The organism is Flavobacterium sp. F52 (assembly GCF_000278705.1).
In the GTDB taxonomy this organism is placed as follows: Bacteria; Bacteroidota; Bacteroidia; order Flavobacteriales; family Flavobacteriaceae; genus Flavobacterium; species Flavobacterium anhuiense.
In genome coordinates this window covers 208,742-229,153 of record NZ_AKZQ01000025.1, presented here as the reverse complement: position 1 = coordinate 229,153, position 20,412 = coordinate 208,742, and the positions used below count along the sequence as shown (strand labels likewise).

Below are 20,412 nucleotides of genomic sequence, written 5' to 3'. Positions count from 1 at the left end.
TCGCGATAAAATAAATTAAGCGGTAAATTTGTAAAAGAATTAAGGAATTTAAATTTATAACTATATGAAATTCAATACAAAAGTAATACACGGAGGACAGCATCACGATCCAAGTACAGGTGCAGTAATGCCGCCAGTGTATCAGACTTCAACATTTGTGCAAACAAGCCCAGGAAAACCTTTGGCAGATTACGAATATAGTAGAGCTTCAAATCCGACTCGTACTGCTCTAGAAGACGCTTTGGCAAGTATTGAAAACGGAACCCGCGGATTGGCATTTTCGTCTGGTCTTGCCGCGACAGATTGCGTTTTAAGATCTTTTAAAGCTGGAGACGAAATCATTGCAATGGATGATTTATACGGAGGAACATACAGAATGTTTTCTCGTGTTTACAAAGATTCAGGTATTAAATTTCATTTTGTTGATATGACGAATATCGAAAAATTGAAAAGTTTAATCAACGAAAATACGAAACTGATCTGGGTAGAAACGCCAACCAATCCGCTAATGAAATTGGCAGATATTCAGGAAATAGCTAAAATTACTCAAGAGAAAAAAATTCTTCTTGCTGTAGATAATACTTTTGCGACTCCATATTTACAAAAACCTTTAGATTTAGGCGCAGATATTGTAATGCATTCTGCAACAAAATATTTAGGCGGACATTCTGATGTAATTGCCGGTGCTTTAATTGTAAAAGACGTAGCGCTTGGAGATCAATTGCATTTCCAGCAGTTTGCAACTGGAGCAACTCTTGGACCAATGGATAGCTTTTTGGTTTTAAGAGGAATTAAAACTTTAGCTTTAAGAGTTCAAAGACATTGTGAAAATGGAGAAAAAGTGGTTGAGTATTTAAGCAATCACCCTAAAATTAAAACGGTTTATTATCCAGGTTTAAAGAATCATCCTTTTCACGAAATTGCTAAAAAACAAATGAAAGCTTTTGGAGGAATGGTGTCATTCGATTTTAAATCGGGTAAAAAAGAAGATTCTATCGCGTTTTTAGAGAAACTAAAAGTATTTACTCTTGCTGAATCTTTAGGTGGAGTAGAATCATTGGCAAATCACCCAGCATTAATGACGCACGCATCGATTCCTGCAGATAAAAGAGCAGAAGTTGGTATTACTGATGATTTGGTTCGATTAAGCGTTGGTATTGAAGATGCAGAAGATTTAATCGCCGATTTGGAACAAGCACTTTCTTAAAAAAAGAAATTCCAATAAAAACTAAAATCCCAAATTCCAATTTTGATTACTTTGGAATTTGGGATTTTTATATTTTGGGATTTGATTTTTTTTAGAATTCCAAATAATAGATGTATCCAAAGTTAAACCAAACCTGCCAGTCGTTAGATTTGTTTTCTTTGTAAATATCTTTATTAGGGTTCAATCCGTCGATCCAGTCTGAGCTGTACATATGGAAACGAGTTTCAAACATCAAATCACTCATGTCAGTCAGTTTATAGTGGACTCCGGCAGCTGCTGTAGCAGCTAAAGCTACGCCAGTTTCAGTAGAAAAACCATGTGCACGTCCGTCAGATGGGGTTAAGTATTTTCCTGGAGTATTAGCAGGAAGTTTGATATCGCCTAAACGAGATCCAACTTTAGCTGAATAATAGCTCACTTGAACCCCAAAAGCTCCATACGGACTGAAGCTACCAACTGAGTTTTCGAAATCGTGAATTTTCATAAAAGGAGAAAATTCTAGCTGTGTGCCCAAACTTACTATGCTTGAACTTGCGTGCATGTTTCTTAATTGAGTTGCAAATAATCCGTTAGGTTTGTGTTCCACCCATTGTCCATGGTGTTTTAGGGTAGTTCTGCTGTAAGACAGATCAGATCTTACTTTGAAATGTTCTGTAAAATAATTTTCTCTATTGTTATTGGCAGAAAAGTTTATAAAGTGCATGACTCCAATGCCAAAACCTGTGTTTCCGACATTATTATCAAAGTTGTTTCTTTCTCCAAAATCGGACTGTAAAGTTACTGGTCCTGCATAGATTCCGATCTCTTGGGCTAATCCTTGTGCTGATACAGCAGTTGAAATGCCGAAGAAGGCAAATAATGTGATAAATAGGTGTTTAGGCATTTTTTAGGGGCTTACAAATCACGGCAAATATATAAAAAACCTAATCGATTCAAAATATTAAATTGCTGTATTGAAAAATAAGTAACAAAATACTTAATTTACTAACTTTTGAAAGGTGATTTGCATGTAAACACCTACATGAAAAATGTGTTTTTTTTGGAATGTTTGCAAAAAACACAAATCGATTCAAAAAAGTGAAAAATGTAACATCGAATCATTATTTGCTATATCTTTGTCAGTTAAAACGAAAACGTTTTCTTAAACATAGTTTCTTATTTTTATAAGAGTGAAAATTAAATCTAAATTATCTGAAAATTTATTTCAAAGATGGAACAAAAAATAAATGAGTTTATGGCTCTTATTGAGTCAAAAAATCCAAACGAGCCAGAATTTCTTCAAGCTGTTAGAGAATTTGCTGAAACAGTAATTCCGTTTATATCTGAGCGTAAAAAATATGATGGAAAGAATATCCTTTTAAGAATCGCTGAACCGGAAAGATCAATAATATTTAGAGTTCCATGGGTAGACGATAAAGGAGAAATTATTGTCAATAGAGGTTTCAGAATTCAAATGAACTCTGCAATTGGGCCTTATAAAGGAGGAATCAGATTTCACCATACAGTAAATTTATCAGTTTTAAAATTCCTTGCTTTCGAACAAGTTTTCAAGAACAGTTTGACAACTCTTCCAATGGGTGGAGGTAAAGGAGGTTCTGATTTTGATCCAGAAGGAAAATCTGATGGAGAAATTATGCGTTTCTGCCAGTCATTCATGACAGAGTTATGCCGTCATATTGGTCCAGATCTTGACGTTCCAGCTGGAGATATTGGTGTTGGAGCAAGAGAAATTGGTTATTTGTTCGGACAATATAAAAGAATTAGAAATGAATTTACAGGAGTTTTAACTGGAAAAGGTTTAGCTTACGGAGGTTCATTAATCAGACCAGAAGCTACAGGATATGGAGTAGTTTATTTTACAGATCAAATGCTTCGTACTATCGGACACGAGATTAAAGGTAAAAGAGTAGCTATTTCAGGATTCGGAAACGTAGCTTGGGGAGTAGCTTTAAAAGTAAATGAATTAGGAGGTAAAGTAGTTACGATTTCTGGACCTGACGGATACATTTATGATGAAGAAGGAATTTCTGGAGAAAAAATCGATCATATGCTTGAAATGAGAGCTACTGGCGATAATAAAGCAGAAAGATATTTAGAGAAATATCCAAATGCTGTTTTCCATAAAGGAAAAAGTCCTTGGGAAGTAAAAGTCGATATCGCAATTCCATGTGCTACTCAAAACGAATTGAATGGGGAAGATGCTCAAAAGTTAATCGACAATGGCGTTTTATGTGTAACTGAAGCTGCAAATATGCCTTCTACATTAGATGCTATTAAACTTTTCTTAGACAATAAAGTGTTGTTCGCTCCAGGAAAAGCTGCAAACGCTGGTGGTGTTGCCGCTTCTGGATTAGAAATGACTCAAAACTCAATTCGTCTAAACTGGACAAGTGAAGAAGTAGACTTGAGATTGAAAGAAATCATGATTGGAATTCATAACCAATGTAAAAAATACGGTGCTGAAGAAGACGGATATGTGAACTACGTAAAAGGAGCCAACATTGCCGGATTTGTAAAAGTTGCCGATGCGATGCTTGCACAAGGTGTTGTTTAAGATTTACTTACTACTATAAGAAATACCCTCGATTGTCTGGATAAGATATCGAGGGTATTTTATTTGTGCTAAAAATTAAATAAAATCTCGTTTGTAGTATATTTGCCTTAATTGAATACATTAAATGATGAAAAAAGTATTTTTCTGCAGTTTCTTTTTACTTCTCATTCAGTTTTGCGGAGCGCAGGGCAAACTGTCTTGGCAGGGATATTTTTCGTTTAATGAAATAAAAGATATTTCGGAGTCGGCTACAAGCGTATTTGCGGCCTCAGAAAATGCATTGTTTTCAAAAAATACAGCAACAAATATTCTTAAAACCACAACTACCGTTGATGGACTCTCAGGTCAGACCATTTCTGCGGTTTATTACAGCGAGATATTCAAAAAAACATTGATCGGCTACGAAAATGGTTTGATGATTTTGATTAATGATATTGACGGAAGTATTCTCAAAGTAGTTGATATCATTAACAAACAACTGCCCGCAAATACAAAAAAGATCAATCACTTTATGGAAGATAATGGATTGGTTTATGTTTCTTGTGATTTTGGGATTGTGCAATTCAATTTGAAAACTTCGCAATTTGGCGATACTTATTTTATTGGTGACAACGGAGCTGAAATAAGCGTAAAACAAACTACTTTGTTTAACGGATTTATTTTCGCAGCAACCTCAAGTGGCATTAGAAAAGCAGATAAGACAAGTGCTAATCTTATAGATTACAATCAGTGGTCGCTTGTAAATGGAGGCAACTGGTCTAGCGTAGAAACTTTGGATACTGAACTCATCGCAATAAATGATTCTGGATATATTCATAGATTCAATTCAAATACATTTGTCGGGTTTTTACAATTGCCTCAGCCAGCAGTCGATACGAGAGCAAAAAATCATAATTTATTTGTTACAACTGCCAATACGGTTTATGTGTACAATAATCAAATGGTGTTGAATAGACAAATTTCAAATTCTCAGGTCTTAGACAATACTTTAAATTTTAGCTGTGCAACGGCTGTTGGAAATCAGATTTTTATTGGAACAAAAGAAAAAGGTCTATTTGCTTCTTCTCTTAATAATGTAGCCGCTTTTGAGAATAATACGCCAGCTGGACCAGTTCGAAATAATATTTTTGCTATAGATGCAGGTTCTAGTGTTTTGTGGACAGTTTACGGCGACTATGATGTTTCGTATAATCCTTATCCTTTAGATAATTACGGAATTAGCAGGTATAATGCTTCTGGTTGGCTGAACATCCCGTATTCTGAAGTTTATGACGCAAAATCAATTACAAGAGTTCTTGTTAATCCAAATAATGAAAAACAAGTTTATGCGAGTTCATTCTTTTCTGGTCTGGTAAAAGTTGAAAACGATGTTCCTAATTTTTTATACAACGAAAAAAATAGCGGTTTAGAAACTATAACTACAGAAGGACCAAATTATATTGATGTTCGTATTAATGCAACAGCATTTGATAAATCTGCAAATCTTTGGGTAACAAACAGCCGAATTAAAAATGGACTGAAAGTTTTAAAAACAAATGGACAATGGGGAAGTTATGCCATGACTTCAATTATAGACAATGCCGAAGAAGAAAACTATTCGAGTATAGCCATAGACCGAAATAATGTAAAGTGGATTGGAACCCTAAAAAGTGGCGTCGTTGGGTTTAATGAAAGCACTAATACGTTCAAAAAAATGACTTTTGGTGTTGATGCTGGCAATCTACCTATAGCCGATGTGAGAACATTAGCATTAGACACAAAAAATCAACTTTGGATTGGAACAACAAAAGGGCTGAGAGTTTTGTCTAATGTCTCCAGTTTTCAGTCGGAAAATCAATTAAAAGCAAATCCTATCATTATTACCGAAGACGATTTGGCGCAGGAATTATTGTATGAACAGTTTATTACTTCAATAGCAGTTGACGGAGCAAACAATAAATGGATTGGAACTGCAGATTCTGGAGTTTTTATGGTTTCGCCAAATGGACAGGAAACCAAATATCATTTTACTATAAACAATTCTCCGCTGCCGAGCAATTATGTAAATGATATCAAGATAAATGCTAAAACCGGAGAAGTTTTTATAGCAACCAATAAAGGATTAGTCTCGTTTAACGGAATAGCAACAGATGCAAACGATGATTTGAGTAATGTATATGTTTATCCAAACCCAGTTCGTCCAAATTATAATGGAACAGTAAAAGTTGCTGGATTAATTGATAAAGCAAATATCAAAATTACTGATATTGCAGGCAATTTAGTTTACGAAACAACTTCGGAAGGCGGAACAATCGAGTGGGACACCACTGCTTTTGGCAAATATAAAGTTGCCTCTGGCGTTTATATGGTTTTTATTTCGGCAGAAGACGGAGGAGAAACGAAAGTCAAAAAAGTAATGATAATTCGTTAGTATTCAGTCGCAGTTTTCTGCAACAGTCACAGTTTTTAGTTTTGGATAGAAATCTAAAATCTAAAATCTACAATCTAAAATTAAAAATGCTCGTCAAAACCAAAGCCATAGTAATTTCATCTTTAAAATTTCAAGAAAAAAGCTTGATTGTAAAATGCTTTACGCTTTCCAGCGGACTAAAATCTTATTTTGTGCGCGATGCATTTTCGAGCCGAAAAGCCAGTCAGAAGATTGCGTATTTTCAGCCTTTTTCGATTTTAGAAATTGAAGCCGTTCATAAAAATAAAGGAACACTTGAAAATTTTAAAGAAATAAAAACTGCCGTTCCGTTTCAGAGCATTCATACCGATATTGTAAAAAGTACCATGGTAATGTTTCTTTCAGAAATGCTCCATTATTCTATTCAGGAAGAAGAAAAAAACGAACAGCTTTTCTTGTTTTTAGAAACGGCATTGACTTGGCTGGATCATCATGACGAAATTTCTAACTTTCACTTAATTCTTCTTTTAGAAATTACAAAATACCTCGGATTTTATCCTGATCTTTCAGATATTGACCTTCCTTTTTTTGAAATGAATGAGGGTGTTTTTACGGTTTTCCACAATTCTACCGCTCTTTCGGAGCACGAAACCACTTTGTTAAAAAAACTTATCGAACTAAAGTTTGATAATAGCCAAAAAATCTTCAATGTAATTGAGAGACAAATTTTGCTAAAGGTGTTAATTGATTTTTATTCTTCTCATTTAGAGGGTTTTAAGCGTCCAAAATCGCTAGATATTTTGAAAGAAATTTTTTCATAAATAGCATTCCTATTTTTATATATTTGCTCAGTTAATTTTTACTAAAAAAATCCCATTTTTTAGTAAAAGCAATTTCTCATAAATATCTAAAACCAATAATTTAAAAAAAATCTACCATGAAGAAAATTACATTTTCGATTATTTTGCTTCTGTCGGTAGCGGTTTCATCAATTGCCCAAAGAAAATATGATGAAATAGTTACAACAGAAAATGCTGTCCAAGATTTGGTGCAGAATGGAGTTACTGGAATTGTTGTCTTTAAAGAAGGCGCATCTATTAAAGGTCTTGATCCTGAAACTAAAAAAGTTGTATGGACTTTAACTAAAGAAGATTTTGGAGGTAGATCAGTATTGGATATCGCAGGCGATACCGATCTTACAAAACTTTTCGCGGATAAAAGTACTTTAACTAATGTGCCTGGAAGCCCATATGTAGAAGCTTATCTTGAAAGTAAATATCTTATTATCAATACTGATACAGGTAAAGTAGTTTATAATTCTGCAAAAGAGTCTTTCTGGGTTACACAGTCAGATTTTATTCCTGAAACAAATGAGTATCTGCTTACTTTGAAAAAAGATGGAGATATGGCAATTGCATTATTGGATATGACAACTGGCGAATTAAAATGGAATACAACTGTTGATAAGGCAAAGTCTTTGTTTAGTTTTTCATTTAAAGAATCAGTAAATACAAACGTAGCAAAAGTACATGGATCTGTAATTTACTATTTATTGTACGGAAAATTGTATTCTTTTGACAGAGCTACTGGAAAGTTAAACTGGAAAGGTGAAGAAGATTATTCTAAATTTTTCTTAACGCAAAATGATAAAAATATTGTTGTAGTAAATAATACAGGAACTTTTTCTACAAAACAATATTTAAATGTATTAAATACAGAAACTGGAAAAAGTATCTGGAAAGAATCTATCAAAACAAAGAGAGTTGTTTATCTTGAAGATTGGGGAACAAAAATATTAGTTGCGCACTACAGCGGATTTAACTTTTTTGACTTAAACACAGGAGAGAAAATTTGGAAAAAAGACGCTCGTGGAGATGGATTGAAAAGAGTAATTCCAATCGATCAAGATTTCTTGTACGTTGCAGAAAATGAAATGATGTTGATTAACAAAGACGGAGAAAAACTTTGGAAAAAATTCATCGAAATTTCTGATGATAAAGAAGATCCAATTTACTACCTAGGGAAAGTTGGCGAAAAAGTAATGTACCTTACAGGAACTTACGGAAACATGGTAGATTATAAAACCGGAGTTAAACTTTGGAAACGTAATATCAATTTTGATAAAAATCGTCCAGTTTTACCTACTTACGATGAAACTACAAATTCTTACTTAGTATATAATGACGAGAAATTGTACAAATTTGATCCTAGCATTAGCGACAAGCCAGAGCCTTTTGCTAAAGTAAATATCAAAAGAGAAAAAGAATTAAACAGTATCGAGCAGTTTCCTTGGGGTGTTGTGCTTTCAGGTCCACTTGAAGTTATGGGAGTTAATATGGATGGTACAGTTAAATATCACCTTACTTATTCACAGCCAGGAGAAGGAACAAGACGTCTTATAAAAAGTGCTGCTATTGTTGGAAGTATTGGTTTAGGAGTTGGAGCTGGTGTGAGTGAATTTAAAGGTTCTGAAGTAACAATGACATACCGTGATTCTGATGGAAATATGAGAACTTCAGTTTTAAAGAAAGAAGATAAAACGAATAAAGATCAAGCAAAAGCTTATGCGGCTGGGGCAGCGGCACTTGGCGTAGTAGCGGCTAAATTTAACTCTCGTTTTAATGCAATGAAACAAAACAGAGACTTCTCTTATATCTTTGCAAAAGCAGATTCTGGAGAAAAAATTCTTGTAAAAGTGAGTAAAGTTGATGGAGTTGAAGTTGATAAAATTATCTTCAACAACAACAAGCCAATTTACGAAGTAGATCCTGCGACTCAGAATATTTTTTATGTTTCTGATAAGTCAATTCAGATCTTCAATAGAAAAGAAAAATAAAAAAAGATACGGCCATCAGGATTTGATTTTGATGGCTTTTTTTTGCCTATGAAAAAAACACTACTCCTTATAGCTTTGCTTGTAATTGCTTCAATTCAGGCGCAAGAAAAAATAAGCTCTAAAAAAAAGAAATTCTACATACCAGTAATTAACTACCCAGAATTTCCTATTCTTGATAATGCATTAACTCAGACCACTTTCTATCAAATGGATAAGCAGTTAATACAGGAAGAACCGATATTGAAAAAAAACTATTTTAATATAGAAGGCTTCATAAAAGATCCTGCGAACGGAAAACTAAGAATTTATTTAACCATTGAACTTCCGCAATATAAAGCCACTAAAATTGACAGTATTTTTGATAAAAAGAAAAACGGATGGAAGTTTCAGGCATTTTCCAATTATAGTGTAAAAATAAAAATGGAGGCGAAATGCGCAGATAAGCTTCTGTTGACCAAAGATTTTAATACAGTGGAATCCTATTTAATCGCTGTAGGTAGTCAAAAAGACAATTTGAAGGCTGCCGTTGAGATGAATAATAAAAAAATTGCAGAAGCAGAAAGAGACGGTAATTACACTGTTGCGGAATTAGGATTAGACACAGTAATTTACAGTTCTGTTCAAGCAATACAAAACTACCTTAATTATAAATTAAGATACACTATCGGTGAAGAAAAAATAAAGTTTGAATTTGTAACTTCAAAATCGCATCCTGAGTACGAGAAGTTGCTGGCATTTGAAAATGAAATTACAGCTCAGATGCAAAAAGTAACACTTGAAAAAGGTTTAGACGAAAAAACTTTGGCGCCTCATTTGCAATATTTGGAAAGTCTATTGGTAAAATATCCACTTTCTCCTGCAAACGAAACTATTCGTTTCATAGTTACAAACAATTTAGCAGAAACTTATTATTTGCTTGAAAATAAAGAAAAAGCGTTACTGTATGCTAATTTGCTTATTGAGAATGATAAGCAGGATTCAAGAGGATCTTCGATAGTTAAAAAAGTGAATAATGGCTTTTTTGTCGATAAAAAAATAAGAAGCCACACTACACGTTTTGCAGATCTTCAAAAATTAGGTCTTAAAATAGCGGAAGAGAAAGAAGAAAAAAGATTAGCATTTTTTGAAAAGATTCAGCAGCAAGATGCAGAATGGGAAATCGAAAAATCTAATCGTGAAGCTTATCTGGAAAAGATTAAAACGCAAAGACTTAATTTGCTTGATTCTATACCATATCAATTAAATGCAAATATTTTAGCTAAAGTAGTTGATAATTTGGGAGGAAGCCAAGCATTGAAAAAAGTAGAAAAAGCATATCTATTTTCTAAGATTTCAATTGAAGGGACAAATATTCCGCAGACAGAAGAAAAATGGGCAACAACATCGCATTATCTTCTTAAGAAAAAAATGCCTGAAGCTTATTATGAAATCGTAAACGGACCAGAAGCTTGGAGTCATGACGATCGTGAAACTGGACTCAATGCCAAATGGGCAAAATTAACATCATACGATTACAGCAATTTGTCTAAAAATGTTGATTTGGTAAACTTTCTAACCGACTTAAGACTCGATTTATGGAATAATTTTGAAGTTCTGGGTGAAGAAATGTACGAGGGAAAAATGTGTTATCATTTAAATTATTTTGAAAAAACATTGAGTTCGGGAAACAGAACAATTCCCAAAACTGATTATCATGTTTTTATTGATAAAGAAAATTTTAATATAGTTTCAACAGAAAAAACAGAATTTGACAATGGCAATAAAAGTTTTTTCGAAAGAAAACTATTTGGAGATTATCGCCCTGTAGCAGCTTTAAATTCTGGAAAAATTCCTCATAAGATCAATTATGAAATCGAAGATTTTAATGGCGAAACTTTTTATCAGGAAACACGCGAAAAAGTAGAAATAAATCCCGTTTTTGGAAATAGAATTTTTATGAAAGAAGTTTATTTCGGAGGATTTAAATAAGACTTTAGCTTGTTGGAAGTTATTTTAAGAATTGGTTGTTTTTTGATTTATTATGCTCAGAAAAATGAGAATAATGTCAGAAAGTAACCAATTCTTATGTTTTTGTATCTATTATCTCAACAAAAGTTTGTGAAATTTAAGGAAATTGGCGGTCAATAGTTCAAAATTTCTTACTTTCGCACCTCGTTTAAGAAAATGATAAAATGAGTACAAAATTTACTGAATACAAAGGACTTGACTTGCCAACTGTAGCGTCTGAAGTTCTTGATTTTTGGAAGAAAGAAAATATATTTGAAAAGAGTGTAACCACTCGAGAAGGTGCTGAGCCTTTCGTATTTTTTGAAGGTCCGCCTTCAGCAAACGGATTACCTGGTATTCACCACGTAATGGCACGTGCGATTAAAGATATTTTTTGCAGATATAAAACTCAAAAAGGTTTTCAGGTAAAAAGAAAAGCTGGATGGGATACTCACGGTCTGCCTGTTGAATTAGGTACCGAAAAAGAATTAGGAATTACAAAAGAAGATATTGGTAAAACAATTTCGATCGAAGAATATAACGAAGCGTGTAAAAAAACCGTTATGCGTTATACTGACGTATGGAATGATTTGACCGAAAAAATGGGGTATTGGGTTGATATGGAAGATCCGTATGTGACTTATAAACCAAAATATATGGAGTCTGTTTGGTGGCTTTTGAAACAAATCTACGACAAAGGTTTGTTGTATAAAGGATACACGATTCAGCCGTACTCTCCAAAAGCAGGGACAGGTTTGTCTTCTCACGAAGTAAACCAGCCTGGAGCTTATCGAGATGTGACTGATACTACAATTGTAGCGCAGTTTAAAACGCTTCCGGAAACTTTGCCTTCATTCTTGCGAGGTTTTGGAGATATCCACATTTTAGCTTGGACGACAACGCCTTGGACACTTCCATCAAATACAGCTTTGACAGTTGGGCCAAAAATCGATTATGTTTTAGTTAAAACATTCAATCAATATACTTTTGAGCCAATCAATGTGATTTTGGCTAAAAACTTAGTTGGAAAACAATTCGGAAAAGGATATTTCTTAAGTGAAGACGATGCTGATTTTGACAATGTTAAAAACGGTGATAAAAAACTTCCATACAAAATCTTAACCGAAGCAAAAGGAGCAGATTTAGTAGAAATCCGTTACGAGCAATTATTGCCTTATGTGTTGCCATACCAAAATGCTGAAAATGCATTTAGAGTAATTTCTGGAGATTTCGTTACAACAGAAGACGGAACTGGAATTGTGCATACAGCACCAACTTTTGGAGCAGATGATGCTAAAGTAGCCAAAGATGCGAAACCAGAAGTTCCACCAATGTTGGTTTTAGACGAAAACGGAACTGCAGTGCCTTTAGTTGATTTACAAGGAAAATTCACTTCTCACGTAGGTGATTTGGCTGGTAAATATGTTAAAAACGAATATTACGATGCAGGACAAGCTCCAGAGAAATCTGTAGATGTTGAAATCGCTATTCGTCTTAAAGAAGAAAATAAAGCATTTAAAGTTGAAAAATACGTGCACAGTTATCCACACAGTTGGAGAACAGATGAGCCGTTATTGTATTATCCTCTAGATTCATGGTTCATCAAAGTAACCGATGTAAAAGATAGAATGTTCGACCTGAACGAAACTATCAATTGGAAACCTAAATCTACTGGTGAAGGACGTTTTGGAAACTGGCTTAAAAATGCCAACGACTGGAACTTATCTCGTTCTAGATATTGGGGCATTCCTTTGCCAATTTGGAGAACAGAAGATAAAACTGAAGAAGTTATTATCGGTTCTGTTGAAGAATTGTACAACGCAATCGAAAAATCGATAGAAGCAGGTTTCCAAAAGGAAAATCCGTTTAAAGGATTTGAAATCGGAAATATGTCTGAATCAAATTATGATTTAATCGATTTGCATAAAAATGTTGTTGATGCTATCACTTTGGTTTCTGCTTCTGGAAAACCAATGAAGCGCGAAAGTGATCTAATCGACGTTTGGTTCGATTCTGGAGCAATGCCTTATGCACAATGGCACTATCCTTTTGAAAACAAAGATAAAATTGACGGGAACAAAGATTTTCCAGCAAATTTCATTGCCGAAGGAGTAGATCAAACTCGTGGATGGTTTTATACCTTACACGCTATCGGAACTTTGGTTTTTGACAAAATTGCATACAAAAATGTAGTTTCAAACGGTCTTGTTTTGGATAAAAATGGAATTAAAATGTCTAAGAGTAAAGGAAATACTATAGATCCATTTAAAACCATTGCAGAAAACGGTCCAGATGCTACACGCTGGTATATGATTATGAATGCAAATCCGTGGGATAACTTGAAGTTTGACCTTGAGGGAATTGCTGAGGTTAAACGTAAATTCTTCGGAACTTTATACAACACTTATTCTTTCTTTTCGTTATATGCTAACATCGATGGATTTAAATATGCTGAAGCTGAAATTCCGTTAAACGAAAGACCAGAAATCGATCAATGGATTATTTCTGAATTGCATTCGTTAATCAAATTTGTTGACGAATGCTACGAAGATTATGAGCCAACAAAAGCGACAAGAGCAATTTCTGACTTCGTTCAGGAAAACTTAAGTAACTGGTACGTTCGTTTATGCCGTCGTCGTTTCTGGAAAGGGGAATATGCAAAAGATAAAATTGCAGCTTACCAAACGCTTTATACTTGCTTGCTTACAATCAGTAAATTGAGCGCTCCGGTTGCTCCATTTTTTATGGATAAATTGTATAGAGATTTGACAGCATCTACGGGAACCGAGGATTTTGCTAGTGTTCACTTGGCTGAATTTCCAAAATTTGTCGAAAACTTTGTTAATAAAACGTTGGAAAGCAAAATGCAGAAGGCGCAAACGATCTCTTCTTTAGTTTTATCACTACGTAAAAAAGAGATGATCAAAGTTCGTCAACCTCTGCAAAAGGTAATGATTCCAGTACTTGACGACAATCAGCGTGCTGAAATCGAAGCGATTTCTGACCTTGTAAAAGCTGAGGTAAACGTAAAAGAAATCGAACTTTTAGACGATGCTTCTGGTATTTTAGTAAAACAAATTAAGCCTAATTTTAAAGCTCTTGGGCCACGTTTTGGGAAAGACATGGGCTTGATTTCTAAGGAGATACAAGGTTTTTCGGCAGAACAGATCAACCAACTGGACAAGCAGGGAACGCTAGATATTGTTATTGCAGGAAATAGTGTAACTTTATCATTAGAAGATGTGGAAATTACATCACAAGATATCGAAGGATGGTTAGTTGCTAATTCAAACGGAATAACAGTCGCGCTTGACATTACACTTACCGAAGAATTAAAAAATGAAGGTATCGCTAGAGAATTAGTTAATAGAATACAAAACATCCGTAAAGATTCAGGATTTGAGGTTACGGATAAGATTAAAGTTCAAATAAAACGAGACGGCATTTTGGAAAATGCGGTTTCAAAAAATGAAGACTATATTAAGTCTGAAACATTAACAGACGAACTGGTTTTTGCTGACACGTTAGAAAACGGCACAGAAATTGAGTTTGATGACATTAGAACCATTATATTAATTTCAAAATAGTAGAAAATGATAGATGAAATTATTAGATACTCAGACGCAGATTTAGCAGAGTTCAAAGAAATAATCCAAGCAAAAATTAAAAAAGCACAAGAAGATCTTGACTTGATCAAAAGTGCCTATATGAACGATTTGAATAACGGAACTGACGATACTTCTCCAACTTTTAAAGCTTTTGAAGAAGGAAGTGAGACCATGTCAAAAGAGGCGAACTCTCAGTTGGCTATCAGACAAGAGAAATTCATTCGTGACTTAAAAAATGCTTTATTCCGTGTAGAAAATAAAACTTACGGTATCTGCAAAGTAACAGGTAAATTAATTAGCAAAGAAAGGCTTAAAATCGTTCCTCATGCAACAATGAGTATCGAAGCTAAAAACTTGCAGAGATAAATTTTAAGAAATATATCTTTAAATAGAAAAAACGCTCCTTTTTAGGAGCGTTTTTTTTGTATTGTTTAATGTTTGTTAAACCACTATTTTGCTAAAGGGATTATCTATTGAAGGAAATTATTTATAATTAATCAAAATAAATTAAATTTTAAAAACACTTTTTTTGTAAGAATAAAATAGGTAAAACTACTTAAGATTTTTTAGAAAGGGATCCAAAAAAAAACGCCTTGGTTAGAGGCGTTTTTTTTAAAGTAAAATTGTTATGCCAGATTTTTTTCAACATCAGCTTTATGCTTTCTTAAAATAGCTCTAGTCATACCTAAATTTGCTTTTGAAGCATCAGCTGCAAGATAGATCATGAATTTTTTGTTCGGAGAAATATCGATAATATGAATTTGATTAGATAATGTAATCAAAATGTCTTCAATATCTTGGTTTAAGCCTAAGGCTTTTACTGCATTCAGTTTTGCTTTTACAACTTCAAGGTTATAAGCTGCTGCAAGTTCCGGATCAAAACTAGGGTCGATTGTTAAATTTCCAAAGCTTAATCCAGATTCAATTTCTGTTACTGCTACAGCGATAAAGCCGTTTACGTTGCTTTTCATTTCGCTTAAAAATACGTTTAAAAAATCATTGTTCATAGTTAATTAGGGTTAATTTGTTAATAGAATTTATGGTTATTTCAATAGGGAATTTTTGCTTAATTCTGCAGAAACTTCTTCTGTAGAGCGCATTAATAGAGCTAAATTGCTTCCTTCTTTAGAAAAAGCTACAATAAAGTTAGAGCCGCTTATTTTATTTCCAACAATAACACCTTCAGCACTTTTTAGATATAATTGTTTTAAAGAGCCTTTTTCTAAATCTATTAAAAACTTTTCGCTCATAGATAAAATGGCAGCGCTCATTGCGGCAATGCTATCGCCATAATCAAGATTTAAGGAAGTGATAAGTTTTCCTTTTCCGTTTAAAATTAATGCTGCAGTAGATTTGGTGTTGACAAGAAAGTCGTTTAGAGTAGTTGTGATTTCATTCATGATTTTGTAGGATTTTGGGAAGAATGTTAAATTCAGTTCATTTGGTATTTGATTTATAAAATTAATTGCATGTTTTGATAAACAAGTGTTAATTTTTATTAACAAATATAAATTAAATTATGTATCATTGTAATACCAAATCAGTAATAATTTAAATTATTTACTACGAAAAACTTACATTATGGCTAAAGTATTGAAATTCAAAGAAGTAAACTCTGATGTAGAGCGCAGAATGAAAGAATTTGAAAAACTGCGTGTTAAATTTAAAGCAGATGTAAAAAAGGGTGAAGCTAAGAAGTTGGCTGCCGGAAAAGAAAGCAAAGGAATCTTCAAATCCATTTCAGATTTTTTCTCCGACAGTCCAAAAACGCCAGCAAAAGCTACTTTGAAAAAGTAAACTTTATCAGGTTTAGATTAGCATATAAACTTGTTTAGTTTGTTGCGAAAGAATTAACGCTCCATTAGGAGCGTTTTTTTTGATTTAATTGTTATTTTTGCCCATCAAAAAATCATAAAATGTCATTACGAAAAGCGTATTTCCTTATATTCCTAGTTTTAATTGTTGATCAGCTTTCTAAAATTTATGTCAAAACAAATTTCGTTCTTGGCGAAGAGGTTGTGATTGCCGACTGGTTTAGAATCCATTTTATTGAAAATGAAGGAATGGCCTGGGGAACAAAAATACCAGGTGAGTATGGAAAGTTAATTCTAACTGTATTCAGGATTTTTGCTGTTTTCGGAATTGGCTGGTGGCTTTCTGATTCGATAAAAAAACGCCATTCCACTTATTTAATAGTTGCTATTGCATTAATCTTCGCGGGAGCGGCAGGAAATATTATCGATTCTGTTTTTTACGGAGTTATTTTTGATGACAGTACCCATAATCTTGCGACAATTTTTTCTCCAGCTCCATACGGAACTTGGTTTCATGGATTAGTTGTAGATATGTTCTATTTTCCTATCTGGGAAGGGAATCTTCCGGAATGGCTTCCAATATTTGGCGGAAAACATTTTGCCTTCTTTAATGCTATTTTTAATGTAGCCGATATTGCAATTTCTACAGGTGTAGGAATACTTTTGGTTTTCAATAGAAGAGCTTTTCCAAAACACTAATAAATTTAAAAATTCCAAAATTTCAAAATTCCAAATCCCAATATTTATAGTATTCGCAACAAAAAGATATTGGAATTTGGAATTTTTCATTATTGAGGGTTGAATATTTTGTATTATTTTTACAATACAAAAAAATAAAACTATGCAAAGTCCGTCTTTTTCCATTTATGATGCTTCTGCGGGATCAGGAAAGACATACACTTTGGTAAAAGAATATTTGAAAATTATTCTTTCTTCTCCAAAAAACGATGCATATAGAAATATCTTAGCCATTACTTTTACCAACAAAGCGGTTCATGAAATGAAAAGCCGTATTGTTGGAAATCTATCTGAATTCGCAAAAGATGATCCGTCTCCAAAAGCGGCCGATCTAATGGAAGATTTGTCGCGTGATACTGGTCTTTCAATCATTAAGATTAAAACCAAATCGCAGCAAATCATTAAGCACTTGATTCACAATTATGCTGCTTTTGATATTTCTACCATTGATAAATTTACCCATAAAGTTATCCGTGCTTTTGCGCACGACCTGAATCTTCCGATGACTTTTGAAGTCACTTTGGATACAGAAAATTTATTGGTTGAAGCTGTTGATGCCATTATTGCGCAAGCGGGTGAAGACGAAACCTTGACCAAATTGCTCATCGATTTTACAATGGAAAAAACCGATGATGACAAAAGCTGGGATATCTCGCGTGAAATTCTCGACACGGGAAGATTGGTTTTAAACGAAAATAATCGAAATGAGATTCTGCATTTTCAAAACAAAACAATCGGGGAGTTTGTCGAGATTAAAAAGAAAATGCAAGGGCTTTGCAAAGGGTTGGAAGAAATCAATGAAGGTCTTGCTATTAAAGCGATTGAATTGATTGATAAAAACGGAATTGATCCGAAATCATTTTCAAGAGGAACTTTTCCAAACCATTTGCAAAGTATTAAGGAAGGAAAGTTTAATCCGAAAAATAAAACTTTTCATGAGTTTGATGATATTGCCATTAACAAAACGGCAAAAGACCGAGCGTTAATTGAAAATATTATTCCTGAATTACTTCAAATATTGAAAGAAGTTTATCAGAATTTCGAAAAAAGAGATTTTTTTAAAGCCTTTCTAAAAAATATTACCCCACTTTCTCTACTAAATACTGTAAGTAATGAACTTGCAAAAATTCAGTCAGAACAAAATATCTTGTCGATTTCAGAATTCAATGCGATTATTCATCGTGAAATTCAGAATCAGCCCGCGCCTTTTATTTACGAGCGTTTGGGTGAGCGTTACCGCAATTTCTTTATTGATGAATTTCAAGATACATCAGAAATGCAATGGCAGAATTTAATTCCACTGATAGATAATTCACTTTCTGGTTTGGATGATTTAGGAAATAAAGGGACTCTTATGATTGTTGGAGATCCGAAACAATCTATTTATCGCTGGCGCGGAGGAAAAGCAGAGCAGTTTATTGAGTTGAGTAAAGAAGATGTTGCTTTTTTTCATCATGAAAAACAAGTTAAGCACTTGGATACAAATTATAGAAGCTATAGTGAGGTCATTGAATTTAATAATGCTTTTTTTAAATTGATTTCTAGCGAATTTTCAAATGAAGATTATAAAAATCTTTATGAGAATCATAGTTTCCAAAACACCAATTCGAAAAAAGGCGGTTATGTAAACATATCGTTTCTTCCAATTATTGATAAAAATGATTTTGCTGATGAAGAAGATGTGGTTGAAAAATCAGATTTGTATGTTTTAGCCACTTTAAATACAATCAAAGAAGTAGTTAAGCAAGGTTTTGAATATAAAGATATTGTAATTCTGACCAGAAAAAGAGATCAAGGAATTGCAATTGCTAACTATTTGACAGAACAGGGAGTTCCTCTTTTGTCTTCAGAAACTTTGATGATTCAGAATGCTTCAGAAGTTCGTTTGATAATTCATCTTCTTAGATATTTAAATAATAGTTCGGATTTAGAATCAAAAGCTAACTTTCTACATTTTTTGGCTTCAACTACAGATTTGCTTATGCCTGTTCATGATTTTATTGCGATGGGAATGAGTTATAGATTTGAAAAAGAATTTGAAGAATGGCTTTTGGCGTTTGATGTTTCTTTTTCTTTTGAAGACGTTCGAAAAAAATCATTGTATGAAGCGGTAGAAATTATCATTTCTAAATTTATTCTTCCATCAGAAGGAAATGCTTATGTGCAGTTTTTTCTGGATATTGTTTTGGAAAGAGATATTAGAAACCAAGCCGGAGTAGCAGACTTTTTAGTTTTCTGGGATAAAAATTCGCATAAGTTTAGCATTCCGTCGCCGGAAGGGAATAATGCAGTTCGAATTATGACCATCCATAAATCAAAAGGATTAGAATTTCCGGTTGTAATCATGCCTTTTGCAGATGAAGATTATAATCGAAAACCAAAAGATAAATTGTGGCTCGATACAGAGGAAATAGATCTAGGGGTTCCAAAAGCATTGGTTGATAATAGCAGTGCGGTTGAAAGTTTTGGAGAAAGTGCTTCGGCAGTTTTTAATTTAAAAAAGCAAGAAGAGCTTTTGGATAATATAAATGTGCTCTATGTTGCTTTAACTCGTGCAGAAGAACAATTGTATGTGATTTCGCAATCGCTAAAAGCTAAAAGTGATGGTGAATATCCCAATAATATGGCTTCTTTTTTTATTAAATTTTTGATTCATGCAGGAGTTTATGATGAAGAAAAAATGAGTTACGAATTTGGAAATAAAGTAAGGTTGTCAAAAACCTCTTCAACGGTTGATACGGTTAAATCCATTCCGATTGTGAGAGATGTTTTAAATCCAAAAAATATCAAAATTGCCCAACGGGAAGCTCTAATGTGGGGTACGCATCAACAAGAAGCGATTTCCTATGGAAACATTGTGCATGAGATTTTGGCTTTTGTTAAAGATAAATCTGATATTGATTTAGCAGTTACAAAATCCCTTGAAAATGGTTTGATAACTTATGACCAAGTTGATCAGGTGCTGCAGACTTTGAAAGAAATTGTAAATCATCCAGAGCTAAATGTATGTTTTGATGGAAGTCATACTGTACTAAATGAGCAAACAATTGTTCAGAAAGAAGGAAGGATTTTAAAGCCTGATCGAATTGTATTTTTGGAAAACAAAGAGGCTTATTTGCTGGATTATAAAACTGGGGCGTCCAATGCTAAATATCAGCAGCAAATTAAGGAATATCAAGACGCAATTGAAGATTTAGGATACACAGTGTTAAAAAAAGCTCTAGTATATATTGGAGCAGAAATTGAGGTAGTAAATTTGTGAAAAAATTAATCAGATGTT

General features: G+C 33.5%; 14 protein-coding genes. 11 read left to right on the top strand and 3 right to left on the bottom strand.

Going from position 1 to position 20,412, the window contains the following annotated elements; genetic code table 11:
• Window positions 1-64 precede the first annotated feature (64 nt).
• A complete protein-coding gene (locus FF52_RS10625; protein WP_008465312.1) occupies window positions 65-1,207 on the top strand; it encodes a cystathionine gamma-synthase in 1,143 nt (380 codons plus the stop codon).
• A gap of 91 nt (window positions 1,208-1,298) precedes the next feature.
• Here FF52_RS10625 and FF52_RS10620 read toward each other — a convergent pair whose 3' ends face one another.
• A complete protein-coding gene (locus FF52_RS10620) occupies window positions 1,299-2,090 on the bottom strand; it encodes a THC0290_0291 family protein (RefSeq protein ID WP_008465311.1) in 792 nt (263 codons plus the stop codon).
• 327 nt (window positions 2,091-2,417) lie between these two features.
• On the opposite strand from FF52_RS10620, the gene gdhA reads away from it, so the two are divergent.
• The 7 genes from gdhA (at window position 2,418) to FF52_RS10585 (ending at window position 14,946) form a co-directional block, all read left to right on the top strand.
• A complete protein-coding gene (gdhA, locus tag FF52_RS10615; protein WP_008465309.1) occupies window positions 2,418-3,761 on the top strand; it encodes an NADP-specific glutamate dehydrogenase in 1,344 nt (447 codons plus the stop codon).
• Between the two features lie 127 nt (window positions 3,762-3,888).
• Window positions 3,889-6,171 (top strand): T9SS type A sorting domain-containing protein, encoded by a 2,283-nt coding sequence (locus FF52_RS10610; RefSeq protein WP_008465307.1) that lies wholly within the window; start codon window positions 3,889-3,891, stop codon window positions 6,169-6,171.
• 86 nt (window positions 6,172-6,257) lie between these two features.
• Window positions 6,258-6,971: a DNA repair protein RecO gene (gene recO, locus FF52_RS10605; protein ID WP_008465305.1), complete on the top strand. Its 714-nt coding sequence runs from the start codon at window positions 6,258-6,260 to the stop codon at window positions 6,969-6,971.
• Window positions 6,972-7,087: 116 nt separating this feature from the next.
• The gene (locus FF52_RS10600; protein WP_008465302.1) at window positions 7,088-8,986 is read left to right on the top strand and encodes a PQQ-binding-like beta-propeller repeat protein; all 1,899 of its coding nucleotides are present in this window, start codon (window positions 7,088-7,090) and stop codon (window positions 8,984-8,986) included.
• Between the two features lie 48 nt (window positions 8,987-9,034).
• Complete coding sequence (locus tag FF52_RS10595; RefSeq protein ID WP_035691365.1) at window positions 9,035-10,954, top strand: hypothetical protein; 1,920 nt, start codon at window positions 9,035-9,037, stop codon at window positions 10,952-10,954.
• 203 nt (window positions 10,955-11,157) lie between these two features.
• A complete protein-coding gene (gene ileS, locus FF52_RS10590; protein WP_008465299.1) occupies window positions 11,158-14,559 on the top strand; it encodes an isoleucine--tRNA ligase in 3,402 nt (1,133 codons plus the stop codon).
• Window positions 14,560-14,565: 6 nt separating this feature from the next.
• Complete coding sequence (locus tag FF52_RS10585) at window positions 14,566-14,946, top strand: TraR/DksA family transcriptional regulator (RefSeq protein WP_008465297.1); 381 nt, start codon at window positions 14,566-14,568, stop codon at window positions 14,944-14,946.
• Window positions 14,947-15,206: 260 nt separating this feature from the next.
• Here the strand turns inward: FF52_RS10585 and FF52_RS10580 are convergent, their stop codons facing one another.
• A complete protein-coding gene (locus FF52_RS10580) occupies window positions 15,207-15,587 on the bottom strand; it encodes a hypothetical protein (RefSeq protein ID WP_008465296.1) in 381 nt (126 codons plus the stop codon).
• A 36-nt stretch (window positions 15,588-15,623) separates the two neighbouring features.
• Window positions 15,624-15,980 (bottom strand): roadblock/LC7 domain-containing protein, encoded by a 357-nt coding sequence (locus FF52_RS10575; RefSeq protein ID WP_008465295.1) that lies wholly within the window; start codon window positions 15,978-15,980, stop codon window positions 15,624-15,626.
• 181 nt (window positions 15,981-16,161) lie between these two features.
• Between FF52_RS10575 and FF52_RS10570 the strand changes: the two genes are divergently transcribed.
• The 3 genes from FF52_RS10570 to FF52_RS10560 all read left to right on the top strand — a co-directional run bounded on the left by FF52_RS10570 (window position 16,162) and on the right by FF52_RS10560 (window position 20,394).
• Window positions 16,162-16,377 (top strand): hypothetical protein, encoded by a 216-nt coding sequence (locus FF52_RS10570; protein ID WP_008465293.1) that lies wholly within the window; start codon window positions 16,162-16,164, stop codon window positions 16,375-16,377.
• Between the two features lie 119 nt (window positions 16,378-16,496).
• The gene (locus tag FF52_RS10565) at window positions 16,497-17,093 is read left to right on the top strand and encodes a lipoprotein signal peptidase (RefSeq protein ID WP_008465291.1); all 597 of its coding nucleotides are present in this window, start codon (window positions 16,497-16,499) and stop codon (window positions 17,091-17,093) included.
• A gap of 142 nt (window positions 17,094-17,235) precedes the next feature.
• On the top strand, window positions 17,236-20,394 hold the full coding sequence (locus FF52_RS10560; RefSeq protein WP_008465289.1) for a UvrD-helicase domain-containing protein: 3,159 nt from the start codon (window positions 17,236-17,238) through the stop codon (window positions 20,392-20,394).
• Window positions 20,395-20,412 lie beyond the last annotated feature (18 nt).

Bases quoted from the DNA above. Each gene is read 5' to 3' on its own strand.
- FF52_RS10585 (WP_008465297.1), top strand. From the start codon at position 14,566: ATGATAGATGAAATTATTAGATACTCAGACGCAGATTTAGCAGAGTTC.
- FF52_RS10565 (WP_008465291.1), top strand. From the start codon at position 16,497: ATGTCATTACGAAAAGCGTATTTCCTTATATTCCTAGTTTTAATTGTT.
- FF52_RS10560 (WP_008465289.1), top strand. From the start codon at position 17,236: ATGCAAAGTCCGTCTTTTTCCATTTATGATGCTTCTGCGGGATCAGGA.
- ileS (WP_008465299.1), top strand. From the start codon at position 11,158: ATGAGTACAAAATTTACTGAATACAAAGGACTTGACTTGCCAACTGTA.
- gdhA (WP_008465309.1), top strand. From the start codon at position 2,418: ATGGAACAAAAAATAAATGAGTTTATGGCTCTTATTGAGTCAAAAAAT.
- FF52_RS10600 (WP_008465302.1), top strand. From the start codon at position 7,088: ATGAAGAAAATTACATTTTCGATTATTTTGCTTCTGTCGGTAGCGGTT.
- FF52_RS10620 (WP_008465311.1), bottom strand. From the start codon at position 2,090: ATGCCTAAACACCTATTTATCACATTATTTGCCTTCTTCGGCATTTCA.
- recO (WP_008465305.1), top strand. From the start codon at position 6,258: ATGCTCGTCAAAACCAAAGCCATAGTAATTTCATCTTTAAAATTTCAA.
- FF52_RS10625 (WP_008465312.1), top strand. From the start codon at position 65: ATGAAATTCAATACAAAAGTAATACACGGAGGACAGCATCACGATCCA.
- FF52_RS10580 (WP_008465296.1), bottom strand. From the start codon at position 15,587: ATGAACAATGATTTTTTAAACGTATTTTTAAGCGAAATGAAAAGCAAC.
- FF52_RS10610 (WP_008465307.1), top strand. From the start codon at position 3,889: ATGAAAAAAGTATTTTTCTGCAGTTTCTTTTTACTTCTCATTCAGTTT.
- FF52_RS10570 (WP_008465293.1), top strand. From the start codon at position 16,162: ATGGCTAAAGTATTGAAATTCAAAGAAGTAAACTCTGATGTAGAGCGC.
- FF52_RS10575 (WP_008465295.1), bottom strand. From the start codon at position 15,980: ATGAATGAAATCACAACTACTCTAAACGACTTTCTTGTCAACACCAAA.
- FF52_RS10595 (WP_035691365.1), top strand. From the start codon at position 9,035: ATGAAAAAAACACTACTCCTTATAGCTTTGCTTGTAATTGCTTCAATT.